We start from the raw sequence: 18363 nt of genomic DNA on the forward strand, positions 1-18363 counted from the left end.
TAGATAAATCAATAGTTCACACCTGAACAGATGTCGCCTTGCTCCAGGTCTGGCAAGATAGCGTTTTCGGACGTTTGACGATCAAGGACACGGCATGGCGCATTTGCTACGCATCGTTATGATTCACGGCCACTTGTCGGGGGTGGTTGAACTCAATGTGGATGGCCACACCAATATTTGCGGCACCAACGCGTCAGGCAAAACCACGCTTCAGCGGTTAGTGCCGGTGTTTTACGGTGAGCTGCCCAATAAGGTGGTGCCGAAAACCCGCATGAAGTTTGATGCCTTCTACTTGCCCACTCGTCAAAGCTATCTCGTTTACGAATACCGCCGCGAAGCAGGCAATGTTTGCCAAGTCGTGCTGACGCGCAAGCAAGAAGGTGGCGTGGAGTACCGTTTTGTCGGTGCCCCTTACCGGCCAGAAGACTATCTGATCGAAACTGAAAAAGGCCCCTTAGCGCTGGAGTACCCACAGTGGTCTAGCGGACTGCGTCGCAGCGGGATTGCTGTCTCTTCCAAATTGGGAGCCACCTCCGAGTTTCGCTCGGTGATTCAAAACGATTTTACCCAGCTGCACGGTAATAGCCGCGATGGATTAAAGCTGCGCCAAATTGCAGCGCAGTTTAGTTTGGTTAACCCTGAACGGCGTATCCGTCATATCGAAAAACTGGTCTCTGCTGTGCATGCGAAAGAGGGCAAGATGGATACCCTCAAAACCATGCTGGCGGCAATTTTCGAAGAGGATGGCGTCGAGCTGCCGGTCACCCGCATTCGCAGTGCCAAAGCGCGGGAGTGGATTGCCCAGATGCGCCAGTCCATGCGCCTTGAGCCGCTGCAAGCTTCGCTGACTAAGCTTGGCGGTATCGACCGCGAATTGGCCCAGTTAGAGACCACGCTTTGGCAGTTGAAACCCCAGCTAAGCGCCGACCATCAGCAGGCAGAGCAGCGCATTGCGGATCTGGATGGTGAGCTAAACCGCCACCAGCGCGAGTTCCAACAGCGTGAAAATGCCTACACCCAGCAGCGCGATGAGCTGAACGATCGCCACAGTGAAGTCGCAAGCGACTTGCAGCACACGCAGCGCCGCCTGAATGATCTGCAAACCCAGTTTGAGCACTACGCCGATGCCGACATGACTGGCCTGGAGCGAGACATCAACGCCTTGCCCCAGTGGCGTGAACAGCGTGATCAGCTTCAGAAGCATCTGCAGGTCATGCAAGACGCGGTAAAAGAGAGCCAGGCGCGCTTAGATGGCCGGTTACGCGAGCTTTCCGAAGCACTTGCCCGCCAAACCCAAGAAAACCAGGAGTTGATAGATGCCCTGGTCGAGGAAAAAGCCCAACGCCGAGAGCAGCAATGGCAAGCCGAACAGCAGCATAACGAGCGTTATCAGCAAGAGCGCCAACGGCTAGAGGGTGAGTATCAAGCGCAGTTAGAGTTGGGTGTTGAGCAGCTTGCCGAATTAAAAGCGCAGCTGGCAATGCCCACCCAAACCGTTGAAGAGGCTCAAGAAGCCGAGCTTGCCCAAGCGCGTTTAGACCAAACACAGCAGGAACGCAGCGCCGCTGCGGCCACGTTGGAAGCTCTACGCCGCGAGCTTGAAAGCCACAAACGTGAACGCGATGCCGCCGAGCAGCAGTTGGTGCAGTGTCGTCAGCAGCGTGAGCGAGCTGAACAACACTGCTATGCGCTCTATCAACAGCGCGACCCCGAACAGGGCAGCTTGCGCCACTTCTTGCGCTACCACCGTCCTGGTTGGGAGCAGCAACTCGGCAAGGTCATTGCCCCAGAACTGCTTGAACGTCGAGATCTCGCCCCGCAGCTTGCTGAAGACGCCAGCGATGACCTGTTCGGGCTAGCGCTGGACCTAAGCGCTATTGCGCTGCCGGATTACGCTCAAGACGAAGCCAGTTTGCTGGCGGCGATTGAAGAGGCGGATGGCGCTAAACAGCGTGCTCAAACGGAATGTGTCGCTGCCGAAAAAGCCCTAAAGCAGCACAACGAACGGGTTCAGCAGGCTGATGAGGCGCAAGATCAGGCGCGCATGGGGTCTCAGCGGGCCGAACAGGAAGTGGAGTATGCCCTTGAGGCTCGCCGCCAGCAGCAAGAGCGCCATACCAAGCGTCAGCAGGCTCGCCGAGCCGAGCACCAAGCGGCGTTGACTCGCCAAGAGCAGGCTCAGGCCGAACTGCGCGAAGAGAAACGCCAGGCGCTTGACGAGCTTGCTGAGACGCATCAAGGCCAGTTGCTGGAGTTGAAAGCCGACGCGCAAAGCCAATTGGATAGCCTGGATGCGCAGCTACGTCAGTACAAGCAGCAACTTAGCGACGCCAACAAGGAACATCAGCGCCAGTGCAGCGAGTTAGAAGCCGCCTTCAGCCAGGAGCTTGCCGAGCAGGGCGTGGACCCCGCGCAGCTTCAGGAAACGAAGAAACGCTTAGAACAGCAGAGTGAACGCATTCGTAAAATCGCCGCTCGCCAGGAAGAACTCACCGAGTATCAACGCTTTATGCGCGTGGAGTGGAGCCAGCACAAGCCCCAGTTGGTGGCGCAGGAAGCAGAACTTGTTCAGCTTGATCAACAGTTGAAGCGCGAAAAAGCGCGCCTCAAGAACGACTTCCATAGCGCACGTGAAGCGCATCAAACGGCGGTTAATGAACTAAAAATTCAGCGCGCAAATGCCCACGGCAGCGTAGAAGCCCTAAAGCCGCTGCTGACCCAGTTGGAAAGTTTGGACATCGTTTCAGAGGGAGCGCCCTTAGCGGAGGCCGTAGGTGACATGGAGGAGCGCATTGAGCGTGCTCGCCAAGCGTTAACCAGCCGCCATCAGCAGCTTGAACAGCTGCGCCGGGGCTGCCTGGAGGTAGAAAGCCAACTGATTAAAGATGCCAGCAGCGGCTTTGCCGATGCACTGCAAAGCGAACGTGAGAAACTGCCAAACGACAGCCCACGACTGGTGTTGCCGCTGCTGCGCGACATGCTAAAACTATTAGAAGATCAACAGCAGCAGTTGATTCAGGAAGGACGCAATTTAAGCGATGATCTGGATAAATTCTTTATTGTCTTCCGAGATTTAAATCGCCGTATTAGTGCGCAAAGCCGTCGGCTTTCCGACGAAGTGGCGGATGACCTGCGTTTAGAAGGCATCAGCAAAGCGGAAGTACGCATTCAATCGACGATTGATGAACTGGGCTTCTGGGAGCCTTTAAAGCTGTTCGCCCAGCGCTACAAAGCGTGGCGAGAATCTGGCCAGATGCTGCCCAGCGACGACTATCTTAATGCACTGGCCGATGTGGTCGATTTGCTGCGCAGCGACCAGCAGTACAGCTTCGAAAGCCTGCTGCGCCTTGAACTGCATCTAAACGAAGGCGGCACTGATCTAGTGATCAAAAACGACCGCCAGTTGTTGGAGTCTTCAAGCCATGGCATGGCCTACCTGATTTTATGTAAGTTCCTGCTGGCGTTTACGCGGCTGCTACGGGGGGATGCGCAAATCGCTATCCACTGGCCGATTGATGAAATCGGCACGCTGGCCTATCACAATGTCGAAAAGTTGTTCGACGCTTGTGACAGCAACCGTATCCACATTGTGGGGGCTTTCCCCAACCCAGAATCGGATGTGCTGCTGCTGTTTGCTAATCGCTACCTGATTGAGCGGGACCCTAACCAGCCCAGCCAGCGCCTGCTAAAACGTATTGAGCCGCGCCTTAGCCCGCTTGCGCAGCGGATCAAGGAGCGTCAGCAAGAGGTGACCGCATGATCGAACATGGCCCGCTATTGGAACGCTTGCTGGCTGGTGAGTTTGTCTGCGCCGTCAGTGATGACAACGCCTTTCGCCATCTGGCAAATGAAGAGACCCGCGACGCGATTGATGACTACCTGCGCCCGCTCAACCGTAGGCTGGCGAGCAATGATGAAGGCAGTGTCTACTTTTTAGCTTGGCGACAGCTGAACGAGGCCGCTCGGGAGCAGCTATCGCGCCAGTTGAGTGACACGGTCAACAGCCTGTTGCCATTGCTGGAATGGTTGCAGCTGGTTCAAGAAGCGCTAGGCCGCGACACCTTAGCGGCCCCTGGCGACGTGCTCAAGCCCGCTGAGTTCAGCGCTAAGTGCGAAGACAACCAAAGCCTGCGTGAGCGTTTGGAACGGCTAGCCACAGACAGCTTCTTTGGTTCCCAGAGCGACCAGTTGGATGCCCAAGTAAAGCAGCTATTCAAGCGCTTGAAAGAGCATGGCTACTTGCTTCAGCCCCACACTGAGCGTCAGGTGTTTGTGGTCACCGGTAAAATTGATTACCTAATCGAGGTGGTGCGCTTTATCCGCGATGAGGAAAACTTGCCCATCGATGCGGAGCGGGAAGAGGGTGCCCAGGAGGCGCTGCTGTGAGCGAACTGGAAAGCCGCCTGCTCAAAACCGGCGCTGAACGGCTGGCGCTGTTGGGCAAGCATGCCGAACGACTGATGCAGGGCTACACTCGCGATGACGTGCCGTTAGACGGACTCAACGACAGTGCGCTGCGCAAGCTGTTGGCTGCTCGAGTGTTATGGCGGCCCGATGAGCAGAGCGGCGTAAAGCTCGCTCCCAAGGTGCGCGAGCTGATCGCTGAAATGCTGGCCGACGAAACCCGCCGCCATGTGAATGCCGATGTTGCGGAAACCCTTGAGCTAATGCGTTCGTTGGTGCACAGCTACCGTGAAGCTCGCAGCCAAGGTGAGCATTGGCGACAGGAGCAGCAACTGCTGCGCCTGCGCCAGGAAGTTGACGATCTAAACGGTCGTTTTGCCGATGCCATTGATAGCCTTTGGCAGCGGCTCAATAGCGATTTCGGCTTTGTTAGCCAGTTGAGCGATAAGATCCGCGAAAACGACCGTGCCCAGAAGCAGATTGTTAGGTTGCTAGATGGCCTGGCACTGATCGACTTCGATGAACTGATTGCGTTAGTAGGCAGCGATGGCAGCCTGCGCAAGCTACTCATCAGCCAGCTACAGCAGCGCTTAAGCCACCATTACACCAGCCTGCGGGAAGTGCAACGGCGGTTAATTGAGCTAATCGCACGCTTTCGCAAACAGCAGGCACGCAGCCGCCTGATCAGCGGCATGGTCGCGTTTATGCGCGAACATCCAGGCTTTGTGCCGAGTAATTACGCCAAACGCAGCGATGTACCAGCGTTGTTCAACCACGCTGCGCCGTTACACGCCGCCGCTGCGCCAGCGCTAGATCGCGCGCTGGAAAGTCGCGTGCTGGCAGAACTGCTGCATGAGTTGCCAACCCCACGCCATGCCACGCAAACCGTTGAGTCGGCAGTGCCTGCGCTCACGCCGGAAGATAACCTCGCCGCTGCGCGCCAGCAGGCGCTTAAACAAGATGTTGAACGCTTTTACCTCGCAGTGTTAGACCAGCCCCCCGCCGAGCCAATCAGCGCCCTCGCTTATCTGTATGACAGCCAGCTCGATTGGCCCGATGAAATTTGGCTGTTTCAGGTTATCTCCGAATACCAGGGCTTGCCACGTAGCGAGCAGCAGGCGTTTCGCCTACACCAAGACGAGTCACCTGCCAGCCCATTTAATGATCTGCGCCTGATTCATGACGTTGCACTGGCGGTGGCGGTATGACGTTATCAGGCCGCGCCCGTGCCGGGCTTAACAGTGTTGTTCGAGAGCTTAACCGCCAGCCCGTGGTAGAAAAATCTCGTGGCAAGTGGGTCGAAGATGTAGTGGCATGGTGCCATCAGCAAGATATTGACCTAGGTATGCGGCTTTCCAGCCAAGCGCTGCGTTTTGATGCTAAGCTCATGGCGCAAATCGACAGCATGTTGGAGAGTGACCGTTTGGCACCGCTAGGGCGCTCGTTAAGTGGTTTAAGCAGTGCCGCCCAAGCAGCTGAAGGGGTTGAAGAGGATAAAAGCCGCCGCGAAGGCCCTCGTGCAAAACGCGTGCTGATTAACTTGCCGCCGCAGCCCTCTGCATGGCTTGCGCCAGAGCCGCGCAGCATACGCGATGTTGATGTAAGCGGCTTGAAGCTGGCGGTGTTTGGTGCGCTCGTCCAAGTGGAAAACCTGGATAGCTTCTACGCGTTTTCGCCAGAGATAGCAGCGCTGAGCGGCTACGCTAACCCGCTGGTCGTTTACCGTGGTGACAGCCATTACGGTGGTGGCTTTGCCCAACTGACAACAGCATGGCGCAAAACCAATCGGCCACACCTCTACGCCGGTGACTTCGATGCCAAGGGCGTGACCCTAGCCCTAGACAGCGGCGCCACACATCTGCTGCTACCCGACATCGAGTGGCTTACCCAGCACGTCACGCCCCTACACCAACCCGCTGAACAACTGCCATTCCAACGCCGCCTACGTCAACTTAACGTTACGTTGCCTAGCCACCACCTTCTACGCCCATACTTAACCCTGCTGGAAAAACAGCGCGGGCTAAAACAGCAATGGTTCGGAGGGGAGCTAGTGTGTGTATCGCTCAGTTAAAAGCAGTCTTAGGGCTGTAATGCCGGTCGGTTAAGGCTGACTGGCATTAGCCGATGGGCTGGGTTTTTTTGTTTAATAAGTGCCTGAAAATGACTCCACCCAAGTCCTCCGAGCCGCCCCCGTCATTCCCGCAGGCCCTTAGCGGGAATCCATGTTGACTTGGGATTTCGGGCTGCTGCAGGTCAAGATCAAGGTCAAGGTCAAGGTGGATTCCCGATAACCCCACTCGGGAATGACAGTGCGGTGACTCGGGAATGATGTGCGGTGCACGCTTCGGGAGGTGGCCGCTTTGCTATATGGGGCTAGGGGATAATGCCAGTCAGCCTTCAATGACTGGCATTAGTATTAGGGCTGTCACTTAACTCTACTATTTCAAGCTCTTCCTTAATTGACCGCTAACAGGCTTGTCGACAAGCGACGTTTGGACTGTTTTCCAAAATTGGCTTTGCTCTAAAAGGAATAAATCGGGTAGATTCAGGTGAGAGGACTGCATCAACCGTTTTCGAGCCTAAGCGGCCATCTGCCAGTGCATATTTACAGATCCTGTTAGTTAGCAATGCGCGCTTTTCTGATAAGGCCTAAGCTATAAAGACGTTTTCATGTTCCGTAGAGCAACCAATGAACAATAACCGCTACAGGATCAGGGCGATGAGTCGCGAAGAGTTGGACCTCGCGATGGAATGGGCCGCAAAGGAAGGCTGGAATCCGGGGTTCCACGATGCCGACTGCTATTTTTCCGCCGACCCGAAGGGTTTCCTCGTCGGCCTGCTTGACGACGAGCCTATCGCCACCATCTCGGTGATCAAATACGACGACGCCTTTGGTTTTCTTGGCTTCTATATCGTCAAGCCGGAATACCGGGGACAAGGGTATGGGCTTCAACTATGGCAGGCCGGGATGAGCTATCTTCAAGGCCTGCACATCGGACTCGATGGTGTCTTTGATCAGCAGGAAAATTACCGGAAATCCGGTTTTACGCTGGCCTATCGCAACATTCGCTACGAGGGAAGGGGTGGCGGAAAGGCGCCTCAACACGCTGGGGTCGTCGAGCTATCCAGCCTGCCTTTTGAGACCATTGACGCCTATGACCGGCCCTTTTTTCCTGCCAACAGGGAACAGTTCACCCGTGCCTGGATCAGCCAGCCCGATGCTCATGCACTGGGCGTGATGCAGCATGACAGGCTGTCTGGCTATGGGGTTATCCGGAAATGCCGCAACGGTTACAAGGTCGGTCCCCTGTTAGCGGACAGCCCGGCATTGGCCGAGTCGCTTCTTCTCGCCTTGAGAGCCCGCACGACGCCATCGGACCCGATTTTCCTTGATGTGCCAGCCATCAACCCTGCGGCTGTGTCATTGGCTGAGCAGTATGGCATGAGGGAGTCATTTGAAACCGCCCGAATGTACCGGGGGGAGGCGCCAACCCTGCCGTTAGCTCGCCTATTTGGCGTGGCGTCTTTTGAAATCGGATGAGCGGGTGATGGGGTAAGCCGACTTCTACTATGAAGTGACGCTCAATCCCATGGCTATCGGAGATTTACCTCAAATCGTGAAGCACGACCCAGTCTGGTTGCCCTGTGGGCAACCCACGCCCTGGATCGGCTCTGCCACTCCGTTGATTCACCGCATGGGGCAAAACTTGCTGAGTAAATAAATTAGGATGATAGGCAGGGGAGACAGCTCGAAATCTAGTTTTCCTACAGCCTCGTTAGGAGTGAGATGAACCATCGATTCGTAGTCACCGGCGGCCCTGGTGGTGGAAAAACGACCATTCTGAGTGCTCTAGCGGAGCGTGGATATAGCTTCGCACCGGAGTCCGCTAGGAAAATAATCAAAGAGCGGTTAGCGGCGGGGTTATCGCCTCGACCGGACCCTGTCTCTTTTGCCAAAGAGATACTTAGTGCGGATATCGAAAAGTATCAGAATGCAGCCTCCTGCGACTATGCCATGTTGTTTGATCGCGGAGTACTGGATGCGCTGTATATGCTCGATGCGGAGAGCGCATTAACGCGAGCTGAAATAGCGCAATACGTTCAAAAATTTCCATATAACAGCGTTATCTTTCTTCTGCCGCCATGGAAAGAAATTTACGATACTGATTCAGAGCGTGATCAAACGTTTGAGGAGTCCGTAGCGGTGTTTGACGGTATAAAAAGGTGGTATTCGCAGTGGGGGTACGAAACACTAGAAGTCCCACGAGGCAATATTAATGAGCGTGTTGCGTTCATTTTGCAGCGTATACATACTCCCTAAGGATTTACTGTTGGCGGACAATCTTTCTAACGCTTCGCGGCTCAAAATTTTCCGCAGAGCGCGGCGTTATGCGCCATATAGCCATTTTCCCAACCTCTGGACTAGGGAAGGGGGAGAGCGCTAACCATATCCAACTAAGAGGTAAATTGAAGTGGACAGTACATCAAGTAAGGTTAAAGGCTATTGCCGTTGCGGACAGGTAGAATTTGAGGTTGGCGCTAAGCCAATGATCACCATGGCATGTCACTGCACAGGATGTCAGCAAATGACATCTAGCGCGTTTAGCTTGAGTTCGCTTTATCCGAGCGAGGCATTCTCAATCAAAACCGGAGAGCCTGTTATCGGTGGGCTGCATGGGAACACTCGCCACTATTTCTGCGAGCATTGTATGAGCTGGCTGTTCACTCGACCCGAAGGTATGGATAACTTTGTTAATGTTCGCTCAACGTTGCTAGAGGATTCTCGAACCTACAAACCATTTATTGAAACTTACACAGATGAAAAACTGGAGTGGGCTACCACTGGCGCAGAGCATAGTTTTTGTAAGTTTCCACCGCAGGAAAAGCTTCCCGAATTGCTCCAAGAATATGCGCAAAAACAATGATAAACACAGCAGCGATGAATAGGGTGCGGCACTAAACAATCAGCTACAGTGGAACAGTTTACACGTCGCTTCAATCGTCCGCTGAGTTTGGTGTCATTTGCTATAATCAGTTACCTTCTATCTCAGAGTGTTTTTATGAAACCTATTCCTCTATTAAATCAACCTCGAATTCACTGACGAGCAAAGTGTTAACTCAATAGTTTTTATTGTTTAATATTAGCTTGAGGTTTAGTATGCAGAATAAACATTGGTCAAAATATCAGTTGCTACATGAAGTAGTGACTAATCCTAATATCTCAATAAAGGGTACTCACAGTTATTACAGTGATTGCTGGGACAACGGCTTTGAAGAGTCGGTTATTAGGTATCTACATGGTGACGAAGTGAGTCGTAAGTGGGAGCCGCGTTGGGAAATCGATAAGCTTCATATTGGTGATTATGTCTGTATTGGCGCGGAAGTCATTATTTTGATGGGAGGAAATCATACCCATCGAGCAGATTGGTTCTGTTTATACCCATTTATGGACTACATTGATGAAGCATATGTTGGTAAAGGGGATACCTTTATAGGTGATGGTGCATGGCTTGGAATGAGAGCGATGATAATGCCTGGCGTCACTATCGGAGAAGGAGCTATTGTTGCAGCCAATAGTGTTGTTACTAAAGACGTTGCTCCCTATAGTGTAGTTGGTGGTACACCGGCAAAACTAGTCAAGTATCGCTTTGAGATATCTGTAATTGATGAGCTTTTGCAGTTGAAAATATATGATTGGCCTACAGAAAAATTTGAAGCATTAAAACGCCATTTGTGTGCATCAGATATTCAGCAACTAAAAAGTGCTGCTTTAGCCTATGATGGTAAAAATAGCACATAACAAGGCATTTAAGAGTGATACCCAACGCTTGGTATTTTCAGTTCAAGGTTGGGTTTCGTGTTTGCGGTGCAATGGTTTAGGCTTGGTGACAGCGTTGCTCACTACTTAACACGGCGTTATACATAAAGTGAGGTGTACCCAAAAGATGGACTGGAAGTTATTGATACCAACTACAATTGCCACTCTGGCGGCAGTGATTGGCTGGGTTGTAGCCCACAAACTTAATGCTGCGCGTGATGTTAGGAATAAGCAGCGTGAAATTAGACTAAAATACCTTTCTGAAGCATATGATGTCTTTATTGAGCTTGGAAGAAATGTTGACATTCTCGGTAATTATAGGGAAGTTGAGCGAGCGATTAGCTATATTCATTTGTACGGAAATACCAAACAAGTTGAATTATGCGATAAGTTTGTGAATGACATAGCCTTGTCAGGAAGTGCTAATCATACTGAGTTGGTTGTTGAGGTTAGGAATTTTATCAGGTCAGAGCTTGGGCTTAGAGTATTGAGCACCAAACTTAACTTGCTGAAGGTAACCCCGAAAGAAAAATAGTATGACTAGGCGCAGCAGTACGTGCCCTTCGCGCGCAGGACGCTCGCAAGCTCGCGCCTCTATACTCGACGTTGTACCTGAGAGGAACCTCGGATGAGCCTTAAAGATCACTTTGCAATGCTGGCTTCCTACAATCAGTGGATGAACTCAAAGGTTTATGAGGCTGCAGGCCACCTCTCTGCCACTGATTTAGCCAAAGACCGTGGGGCCTTCTTCGGTTCCATCTTAGGAACCCTGAATCATATCCTAGTGGGTGACACTATCTGGCTCAAACGGTTTGCTACGCATCCCTCCTGTGTGGCCTCTTTGCGCGAGGTTGCTGATCTTCCAAAGCCGACTACGTTGGATCAGATTGTCTTTGAAGATTTTGGTCGTCTATCTGAACACCGTAGTTGGTTGGATCAGAGGATTATCGATTGGGTAGCCGAACTATCCGACGGTGACCTGGATGTCGTTCTCAGCTATCGCAATAGCAAAGGGATTCCTGCAAATAAACGATATTCGAGCCTGGTTCTTCATTTCTTTAATCATCAAACTCACCATCGTGGGCAAGTTTCTACCTTGCTATCTCAGGCGGGTGTGGATATCGGGGTTACTGATCTTATGGTTCATATTCCAGAGGAAACCCATGTATAGCCAGGTATGTACTGACGAATCCTAGAGCGATTCCCTACACTGGAAAAATTAGATTAGCGCTACTCCAAATCCCGAAAGAGTACGTTGTTGGCTCGGGCTCGGGCTCGGGCTCGGGCTCGGGCTCGGGTAATTCAAATAATATAAGCCTGCTTGTTGCGCGGTGCGCAACAAGCTATGATGTGTTTATGATTAAATCATTCCGCCACAAGGGACTCAAGCGGTTCTACGCTAGTGGCAGCACCTCTGGTATACAGGCGGATCATGCCAAGAAATTGCGTATGCAGCTTGCCGCTCTGGACACGGCCGTGTCAGTAGAAGATATGGATATCCCTGGTTTTAGGCTCCACCCTTTGAAGGGGAGAGACAAAGCGCGGTGGTCAATTTGGATCAACGGAAATTGGCGCATGACGTTCGAATTTCGAGATGGCAATGCGTACATTCTTGATTATGAGGATTATCACTAATGACGATGCATAATCCGCCGCATCCCGGCGAATTTATTCGGGAAGTGTACCTAGAACCTTTTGGTATCAGCTCCCGTCAGCTTGCTTCCAACTTGGGCGTTTCACCATCCACCTTGTCACGGTTGCTCAAAGGGGATAGTGGCATTAGCCCCGAAATGTCTTTGCGCTTGTCGAAGGTTCTCGGACGTACCCCGGAGAGCTGGCTATCAATGCAGGACATGTACGACCTATGGATGGCTCGCAGCACAATTAATTTGGACGACCTGCAGCCATTGGATTTTGAGGCCGCTTAACGATTGCGACTGTCGTCGTTGGCATCCTGTCGTATAAAGCTGAGCAACCAAACTTATTGGAAATCTGTATGCCGCCAGACTAGGTTCAGGTTTCTAAAGAGAAAGCACGGACGCGATATGAACCTACTCTTCCTCGGTACCTCCGCTGGTGTGCCCACCAAACAAAGAAATGTCTCCGGGATCGCTTTGCGTGAAAGCAAAGGGAAGGGCTGGTATCTGGTTGATTGTGGTGAGGGCACCCAGCATCAGGTCTTGCGTACCAAGCTGTCGTTTCATTCGTTGAAAGCCATCTTGATTACCCATGTGCACGGCGATCACTGCTACGGGCTGCCGGGCATTTTGGCGAGTGCCGCCATGGGTGGCCGGAAAGCGCCACTGACCATTGTTGCGCCCGCGGGTATCAAAACTTGGTTGGAGGTAACCTGTGAGGTGACGCAGCTATGCTTACCTTTTGCCTTGGAGTTTATCGCCTCAGACGACCTGCCAAGCGTTGAGTTTGAGAACATCGCGGTTGAGACATTCAGCCTTTCACATCGGGTGGCGTCTTATGCCTATGCATTTACGGAGCGAAAGGTTGATGCTGCCCTGGACGTGGATAAGCTAGCGCAAAAGGGGATTCCAAGAGGGCCGTTGTGGGGGCAGTTGAAGCAAGGGGTTGATATTGAGTTTGCAGGTGAGCAGTTAAAAAGCCATGACTACCTAATCTTCAAGAACACGCCCAGGAAAGTAGTGATCGCTGGGGATAATGATCAACCTGACTTATTGAACGAGGCGTGTGCAGAGGCGCAGGTGCTGGTGCATGAGGCCACCTATACCGAAGAGATGGCTGAGAAGGTCGGTGATGTGGGGCATAGTTACGCCAAGCTTGTCGCAGCTTTTGCCGAATCGATAAAGCTACCTAATTTGGTGCTGACGCACTTCAGCCCGCGTTATCAGTTTAGCCCCAATGCGTCGCCGTCCATCGAGGACATCCGCAAAGAAGCTGAGGGTGCCTATTCAGGCTCGCTTTTCTTGGCGCGGGATTTTGGCGAATACAGCTTGGAAAAAACGGGTTACTTTTCTGAGATGGTGGGCGAGTAGTTTTTCCGCGCGTGTATCAGTAGTGATACCGAAACTGGGCGATTAGCAACGCTTCGTAGTCTTCAAGCACTGGCTTCCAGGGAAGCCAGTGCTTACTTCGTTATTTCAAAAGCTGTCTCAAGAACTGTCTCAAGAGCTACTTCAAAAACTCCCGCAGCGTTTCGCTGGCTTGGTCGATGGAGACGACGCCATCTAAATGACCGCGGTTGCCTTCCAGGGTTTCAAGCGTCACTTCGGTACCGTCGGCTTCTATCAGCTCGGCAGTGCGGCGCACGCCTTCGGGGGCGAAGACGAGGTCGTTTTCGCTATACAGCATCAGCGTCGGGGCGTCGATGGCAGCCAGTCCTTCTTCTAACGAATCACCGTGGCCAGTCATGAAGAGCTGGTTGGCACGAACCAAATACAGCAGGTGGTTGGCATCGGAAAGCTCGGCGCGGGCGGCGGCGACGTCATCCAGCGTTTGCTCAATGGCGTAGCGAGCGTTGATATCTTGAGCGGGGTCGCGCTCTTCATCGGCCCAGTCGCGGTTGAACGTTTCGTTGGCCCACTGCCAGTGATTGGCATTGAGGGTGACGATCTTGAGGGCTTCTTTTAGGCCATCGGTGGGTGGCTCGCCATCGTAGTAGTCCCCCTCATTCCAGTTGGCGTCTAAGCGGATGGGCGCCGCCCAAGCGCTAAGCGTTGCCAGCAACCAGGGGTCGGTAACGCCGCCACCGATAACGGGGATCAACCTATCCACTTTGTCAGGGTAAGCACTGGCCCATTCAAACGCTTGAAGCGCCCCCATCGAGGCACCCATGACCGCGTGTAGCGACTCAATGCCCTGGCTCTCTAACAACGCACGCTGTACCTCGACAAAGTCACGGATCGTTACCACAGGAAAATCCATTCCCCACGGTTCGCCGGTGTCTGGATTAATAGAGGCGGGGCCAGTGGTGGTGACATTGGGGTCGTGGGCGTTGAGGTTCACCAGCGTATCGGACGCAATAATGTAGTACTCGTCGGTATCCAGTGGTTTGCCGGGGCCAATGATGGCATCCCAATAGCCGGTTGGCTCGCCATCCGGGTCATAACGACCTGCTGCGTTGCTGGTGCCAGAGAAGAAATGGGTAATTAAAATGGCATTGTCACGAGCGTCGTTTAATTCACCGTAGGCTTCCCAGCCCACCGCAAGTTCGGGAATCATCTCGCCACCTTGAGTGGTGAAGTCTTGCATCTCGAAGGTTTGCTTTTCGACGACGCCATCCCAGGCCAGTAGCGGTGATGCTGCAAGTAATCCGAGGCTGGTAACTGTCACCACGGTCAATAAAGAGTGTCGTTGCTTGAGAACCATACGCCTTCCTTAAATGAGGGATTGTTATGATTATTGTTGGCAACGGCTGCGTTGCCACCCTCATAGCGTAGTCGGCTTTAGCGCATTTTAAATGGGTTTAGCCCGTTAGCTTGTTGCATCATCATGCGTTTGGCGAGCGGTACGCGTTCGGCAAGATGTAGGCTGAGATCACCCAGCTGGCGTAGCGGTTTTGCACCGGTAAACAAGTGATGGAAGCTGTCGGTGGCGGCAATCATGGCTTGGTTGGCCAAGCGGCGCTGGCATTCGAAGCGGTGCAGGCTGATAGAGTCACCTGGGTCGCGGCTCTTGATGATCAGCTCTGCCAGTGTGTCGGCATCGTGCAGGCCAATATTCAGCCCTTGCCCTGCCAGCGGATGCACCACGTGGGCGGCATCGCCAATCAGGGCTAAGCGCTTACCGATATAGCGTTTGGCGTGCTGGCGTCTAATTGGAAAGCTCGCCTTTGCGACCACACGGGTTAGCTTGCCTAGCCGCTTGGGAAAGGCTGTTTCAACGGTCGTTTTTAGGGCGTCGTTGGAGAGCTGTTCACGGGCTTTGGTGGCTTCGTCGCTGTCATACCACACCAACGATGCACGATGGCCTGGTAAGGGAAGCATGGCAATCGGGCCGGTGGGGGTGAAGCACTGCCAGCTAATATCCTGTTGGGGTAGCTCGGTTTCCACGTTAATAATCATCGCCCGCTGATGGTAGTCGTAGCTACTAACGGCAATGCCAGCAAGTTCTCGTAGCGTCGAATGCGCACCATCTGCACCAACAATCAAACGGGCGCTTAAGGTTTTGCCGTTATCTAGCTCCAGCATGCGGCCGGTGCTGGCCGCCATGGTGCTGAGCGGTGCGCACTGGGTGTAGCAGGTCACACTGGGAAGATTCTCTAAGCGTTGCCACAACGCATATTGTAGGGTGCGGTTTTCGATAAAAATGCCGAAGTCGTCCATGCCGCTGTCTTGGGCAGAAAACAGCGAATGGCCGGAGCCATCCTGATTGGCGACATCAATATGGCGAAACGGGCAGCAGCGCTCTTCAGGAAGCACGGTGCCGCTCGCTTTTACAAACGCCAGCGAACGGGCATTAAGTGAGGAGATACGCAGGTCATAATCGCCGCTGAGCGGGGTGGGGGCGCTGCCGCGCTCTACCAGCCCAACCGACATGCCGGTATGGCCTAAACGGGCCGCTAGCGCGGCACCCACCATGCCACCGCCGACAATGATAATCTCGTGATCCCACTGCATGAGACACTCCTTACGTTGAATAACGAGGGCATATTGCATACCCCTTTATTGTCATACAGTATCGGTTACTTGTCGCAGTGTTGCATAGGGTGATCCATTGACGCAGGCCGTGGAAATGACAGATAGCATCGCGCAGGCGGGGGAAGCGCTGGCTGGGTTTATTGAGCGCCACCCTAAACTGTGGGTGATTACTGGCGCGGGAGTAAGCACCGACAGCGGCATTCCTGATTACCGCGATGCCGACGGGCAGTGGAAGCGACCGCCGCCGGTACAGCATAGCGATTTTATGGCCTCACTTGCCGTGCGCCAGCGCTATTGGGCGCGGGCGTTGATCGGCTTCAAAGCTATGCGTGAAGCTCAAGTGAGCGGTGCGCATAAGGCGTTAGCGGCGCTTGAAAGCATGGGCTATGTGGAGCTGCTGGTGACACAGAACGTAGATCGCCTGCATCAGCGGGCGGGTTCTAGCAAGGTCATTGATCTGCATGGAAGAGCAGACGTGGTGGCGTGCATGACATGCGGTTATCAACTCATGCGTCACGCCATGCACAGCGAAATGGCCAGGATGAACCCGCGTTTTGCAGCGCTAGATGCCCACCATGCGCCTGACGGCGATGCAGATTTAGAGACTGATTTTTCGACGTTTAAGGTGCTGGATTGCCCGCGCTGCCAAGGCATCTTAAAGCCCCAAGTTGTTTATTACGGCGATGTGGTGCCGCCAGCGCGGCGCTTGGCTGCCCAAGCAGGGCTACAAAACGCCGATGCCGTACTGGCTGTGGGCACCTCGTTGATGGTGTATTCCGGCTACCGCTTCTGCCGTGATGCCCACGCCATGGGCTTACCGGTGGCCTCGCTGTCGCTGGGCGTTACTCGCGCCGATGCACTACTAACCCATCAGTGGCGTGCGCCGTTAACGCCGGTGCTAGAGTACGCTGTCGGCTGTTTGCAGCAGCGTTTACTTGACTAAAGTGCTAGGGTATTAGGCAACGATTGTCACCAACAGCGGAGTCGCCCGTGCTGTCATTTGAACACCAGTTTGCAACGCTTCCCGAGCCACTGTGGATGGCCTGTCAGCCCACGCCAGTGAGCCGGCCCGCGCTGATTGTATTTAATGAGCGCCTGGCAGAAACGCTGGGAGTTAAGACAGGGCTGAAGAGTAAGCCTGATGATGCCACCCTTGCCCAGTGGTTTAGTGGCAATCAGCTGCCGCCGGGCGCAGAGCCACGGGCGCTGGGCTACGCTGGGCATCAGTTTGGTAACTTTGTACCGCAGTTGGGCGATGGCCGCGCATTGTTACTGGGGGAGGTCGTCGACCAGAACGGCATACGGCGCGATGTTCAGCTCAAGGGCAGCGGGCGCACGCCATTTTCCCGTGGTGGCGATGGTCGTTCGCCGCTGGGGCCGGTGCTGCGGGAGTATCTGGTCAGCGAATTTATGGCTGCAATGGGCGTACCCACCACCCGTGCGTTAGCCGCCGTTTCGACCGGCGAGCGAGTCGTGCGCCAACTGCCTGAGCCCGGCGCAGTCTTTACCCGTGTGGCAAGCAGTCATATTCGTGTGGGCACCTTTCAATTTGCTGCGGTACGCAGAGACGAAGCTGCCCTAAAAGCGTTGGCCGACCATGTGATTGAGCGTCACTATCCCGAAGCCGCTAGTGCAGACGATCCTTATTTAGCCTTGTTAGAGGCGGTGGTTGCTCGCCAAGCAGCGCTAGTGGCGCGGTGGATGAGCCTTGGGTTTATTCATGGCGTGATGAATACCGATAACTGCAGCATTGCCGGAGAAACCATTGATTATGGCCCCTGCGCCTTTATGGAGCAGTTTGACCCGCAAAAAGTCTACAGCTCGATTGATCAAGGCAAGCGCTATGCCTTTGATAACCAGCCCGCCATTGCTCAATGGAACCTAGCCCGCTTTGCCGAAACGCTGCTGCCGCTGATGCGAGAAGAGGGCGATACCGTCGTCGAGCAGGCCACCGATATCATCCGCCGCTTTGGGCCACTGTTTGATGCCGAGCAGCGCCGCCTGCATGCGGATAAGCTCGGCCTTGCAGCAGACAGCGACCAAGCGGTACCGCTAATGGAGATGCTGGAAAGCCAGATGCACCAGGGGCGGATGGATATGACCGCTACCTTTGATGCGCTGACACATTACGCCAGCACTTCAAGTGAAACGCATAAGGAAGCACTGCTGGCGCTGACGACCCAACCCAATGAGTTGGCGGCATGGTTAGCTAAGTGGCAAGCCGCACAGGTTGCCAGCCAAGACAGCGAGCGCTTAGCCGCCATGCGGCGTGCTAACCCAGTGATCATTCCCCGCAATCACCGCATTCAGGAAGTTATCGATGCGGCTTACGAGGGCGATTTTGCGCCGTTTCACAGCTTACTTGCTGTGGTCACCCAGCCCTTTGATGAATCCGCAGAAGCACGCCGCCTTGCAGCCCCAGCGAGGGAAAAAGAACAGGTACTAAGAACGTTTTGCGGTACGTAACCTCGGCTTTTCCTGTGATAAACTGTAATTATTTACAGGTAAGGGCGGAGGCAAGGGCAACCT

General features: G+C 53.8%; 17 protein-coding genes. 15 read left to right on the plus strand and 2 right to left on the minus strand.

Features of this window, described 5'->3' with window-relative positions; all coding sequences use genetic code 11:
* Window positions 1–94 precede the first annotated feature (94 nt).
* From NF683_RS10685 to NF683_RS10745, 13 genes are all read left to right on the plus strand, one after another.
* The gene (locus tag NF683_RS10685; RefSeq protein ID WP_253919991.1) at window positions 95–3760 is read left to right on the plus strand and encodes an ATP-binding protein; all 3666 of its coding nucleotides are present in this window, start codon (window positions 95–97) and stop codon (window positions 3758–3760) included.
* Window positions 3757–4386: a condensin complex protein MksE gene (locus NF683_RS10690; protein WP_038481552.1), complete on the plus strand. Its 630-nt coding sequence runs from the start codon at window positions 3757–3759 to the stop codon at window positions 4384–4386. Before NF683_RS10685 ends, NF683_RS10690 begins: the two co-directional genes overlap by 4 nt.
* The gene (locus NF683_RS10695) at window positions 4383–5612 is read left to right on the plus strand and encodes a hypothetical protein (RefSeq protein WP_253919992.1); all 1230 of its coding nucleotides are present in this window, start codon (window positions 4383–4385) and stop codon (window positions 5610–5612) included. Before NF683_RS10690 ends, NF683_RS10695 begins: the two co-directional genes overlap by 4 nt.
* Complete coding sequence (locus tag NF683_RS10700) at window positions 5609–6475, plus strand: DUF7281 domain-containing protein (RefSeq protein ID WP_089039110.1); 867 nt, start codon at window positions 5609–5611, stop codon at window positions 6473–6475. The genes NF683_RS10695 and NF683_RS10700 overlap by 4 nt, the downstream gene beginning before the upstream one ends.
* Window positions 6476–7123: 648 nt before the next feature.
* Window positions 7124–7945 (plus strand): GNAT family N-acetyltransferase, encoded by an 822-nt coding sequence (locus NF683_RS10705; RefSeq protein WP_232471376.1) that lies wholly within the window; start codon window positions 7124–7126, stop codon window positions 7943–7945.
* A 246-nt stretch (window positions 7946–8191) separates the two neighbouring features.
* Window positions 8192–8725 (plus strand): AAA family ATPase, encoded by a 534-nt coding sequence (locus NF683_RS10710; RefSeq protein WP_253919993.1) that lies wholly within the window; start codon window positions 8192–8194, stop codon window positions 8723–8725.
* Window positions 8726–8876: 151 nt separating this feature from the next.
* Window positions 8877–9329, plus strand: a complete 453-nt coding sequence (locus NF683_RS10715) for a GFA family protein (protein WP_456362348.1) — start codon at window positions 8877–8879, stop codon at window positions 9327–9329.
* Between the two features lie 233 nt (window positions 9330–9562).
* Complete coding sequence (locus tag NF683_RS10720) at window positions 9563–10204, plus strand: CatB-related O-acetyltransferase (RefSeq protein ID WP_089039106.1); 642 nt, start codon at window positions 9563–9565, stop codon at window positions 10202–10204.
* 145 nt (window positions 10205–10349) lie between these two features.
* Window positions 10350–10757: a hypothetical protein gene (locus NF683_RS10725; RefSeq protein ID WP_089039105.1), complete on the plus strand. Its 408-nt coding sequence runs from the start codon at window positions 10350–10352 to the stop codon at window positions 10755–10757.
* Between the two features lie 93 nt (window positions 10758–10850).
* Window positions 10851–11393 (plus strand): DinB family protein, encoded by a 543-nt coding sequence (locus NF683_RS10730; protein ID WP_253919995.1) that lies wholly within the window; start codon window positions 10851–10853, stop codon window positions 11391–11393.
* A 185-nt stretch (window positions 11394–11578) separates the two neighbouring features.
* Window positions 11579–11857: a type II toxin-antitoxin system RelE/ParE family toxin gene (locus tag NF683_RS10735; protein WP_089039103.1), complete on the plus strand. Its 279-nt coding sequence runs from the start codon at window positions 11579–11581 to the stop codon at window positions 11855–11857.
* Window positions 11857–12150, plus strand: coding sequence for a HigA family addiction module antitoxin (locus NF683_RS10740; protein ID WP_009722157.1), 294 nt, complete (start codon window positions 11857–11859; stop codon window positions 12148–12150). Before NF683_RS10735 ends, NF683_RS10740 begins: the two co-directional genes overlap by 1 nt.
* A gap of 117 nt (window positions 12151–12267) precedes the next feature.
* Window positions 12268–13230, plus strand: coding sequence for a ribonuclease Z (locus NF683_RS10745; protein ID WP_253919996.1), 963 nt, complete (start codon window positions 12268–12270; stop codon window positions 13228–13230).
* Between the two features lie 136 nt (window positions 13231–13366).
* Here the strand turns inward: NF683_RS10745 and NF683_RS10750 are convergent, their stop codons facing one another.
* Window positions 13367–14563, minus strand: a complete 1197-nt coding sequence (locus tag NF683_RS10750; protein ID WP_253919997.1) for an E22 family MetX-like putative esterase — start codon at window positions 14561–14563, stop codon at window positions 13367–13369.
* A gap of 77 nt (window positions 14564–14640) precedes the next feature.
* Complete coding sequence (locus tag NF683_RS10755) at window positions 14641–15813, minus strand: UbiH/UbiF/VisC/COQ6 family ubiquinone biosynthesis hydroxylase (RefSeq protein WP_253919998.1); 1173 nt, start codon at window positions 15811–15813, stop codon at window positions 14641–14643.
* Window positions 15814–15928: 115 nt separating this feature from the next.
* On the opposite strand from NF683_RS10755, the gene NF683_RS10760 reads away from it, so the two are divergent.
* Both NF683_RS10760 and NF683_RS10765 read left to right on the plus strand, forming a co-directional pair.
* Complete coding sequence (locus tag NF683_RS10760) at window positions 15929–16777, plus strand: NAD-dependent protein deacetylase (RefSeq protein ID WP_253919999.1); 849 nt, start codon at window positions 15929–15931, stop codon at window positions 16775–16777.
* Between the two features lie 47 nt (window positions 16778–16824).
* Entirely contained in the window at window positions 16825–18300 is a 1476-nt protein-coding gene (locus tag NF683_RS10765) for a protein adenylyltransferase SelO (protein WP_253920000.1), read from the plus strand.
* Window positions 18301–18363 lie beyond the last annotated feature (63 nt).

The organism is Halomonas sp. MS1, from assembly GCF_024182575.1.
Lineage (GTDB): Bacteria > Pseudomonadota > Gammaproteobacteria > Pseudomonadales > Halomonadaceae > Vreelandella.

What these genes read in the sequence shown, in the direction of transcription:
- NF683_RS10685 (WP_253919991.1), top strand. Translation starts at nt 95, where the DNA reads ATGGCGCATTTGCTACGCATCGTTATGATTCACGGCCACTTGTCGGGG.
- NF683_RS10690 (WP_038481552.1), top strand. Translation starts at nt 3,757, where the DNA reads ATGATCGAACATGGCCCGCTATTGGAACGCTTGCTGGCTGGTGAGTTT.
- NF683_RS10700 (WP_089039110.1), top strand. Translation starts at nt 5,609, where the DNA reads ATGACGTTATCAGGCCGCGCCCGTGCCGGGCTTAACAGTGTTGTTCGA.
- NF683_RS10705 (WP_232471376.1), top strand. Translation starts at nt 7,124, where the DNA reads ATGAGTCGCGAAGAGTTGGACCTCGCGATGGAATGGGCCGCAAAGGAA.
- NF683_RS10710 (WP_253919993.1), top strand. Translation starts at nt 8,192, where the DNA reads ATGAACCATCGATTCGTAGTCACCGGCGGCCCTGGTGGTGGAAAAACG.
- NF683_RS10720 (WP_089039106.1), top strand. Translation starts at nt 9,563, where the DNA reads ATGCAGAATAAACATTGGTCAAAATATCAGTTGCTACATGAAGTAGTG.
- NF683_RS10725 (WP_089039105.1), top strand. Translation starts at nt 10,350, where the DNA reads ATGGACTGGAAGTTATTGATACCAACTACAATTGCCACTCTGGCGGCA.
- NF683_RS10730 (WP_253919995.1), top strand. Translation starts at nt 10,851, where the DNA reads ATGAGCCTTAAAGATCACTTTGCAATGCTGGCTTCCTACAATCAGTGG.
- NF683_RS10735 (WP_089039103.1), top strand. Translation starts at nt 11,579, where the DNA reads ATGATTAAATCATTCCGCCACAAGGGACTCAAGCGGTTCTACGCTAGT.
- NF683_RS10740 (WP_009722157.1), top strand. Translation starts at nt 11,857, where the DNA reads ATGACGATGCATAATCCGCCGCATCCCGGCGAATTTATTCGGGAAGTG.
- NF683_RS10745 (WP_253919996.1), top strand. Translation starts at nt 12,268, where the DNA reads ATGAACCTACTCTTCCTCGGTACCTCCGCTGGTGTGCCCACCAAACAA.
- NF683_RS10750 (WP_253919997.1), bottom strand. Translation starts at nt 14,563, where the DNA reads ATGGTTCTCAAGCAACGACACTCTTTATTGACCGTGGTGACAGTTACC.
- NF683_RS10755 (WP_253919998.1), bottom strand. Translation starts at nt 15,813, where the DNA reads ATGCAGTGGGATCACGAGATTATCATTGTCGGCGGTGGCATGGTGGGT.
- NF683_RS10760 (WP_253919999.1), top strand. Translation starts at nt 15,929, where the DNA reads ATGACAGATAGCATCGCGCAGGCGGGGGAAGCGCTGGCTGGGTTTATT.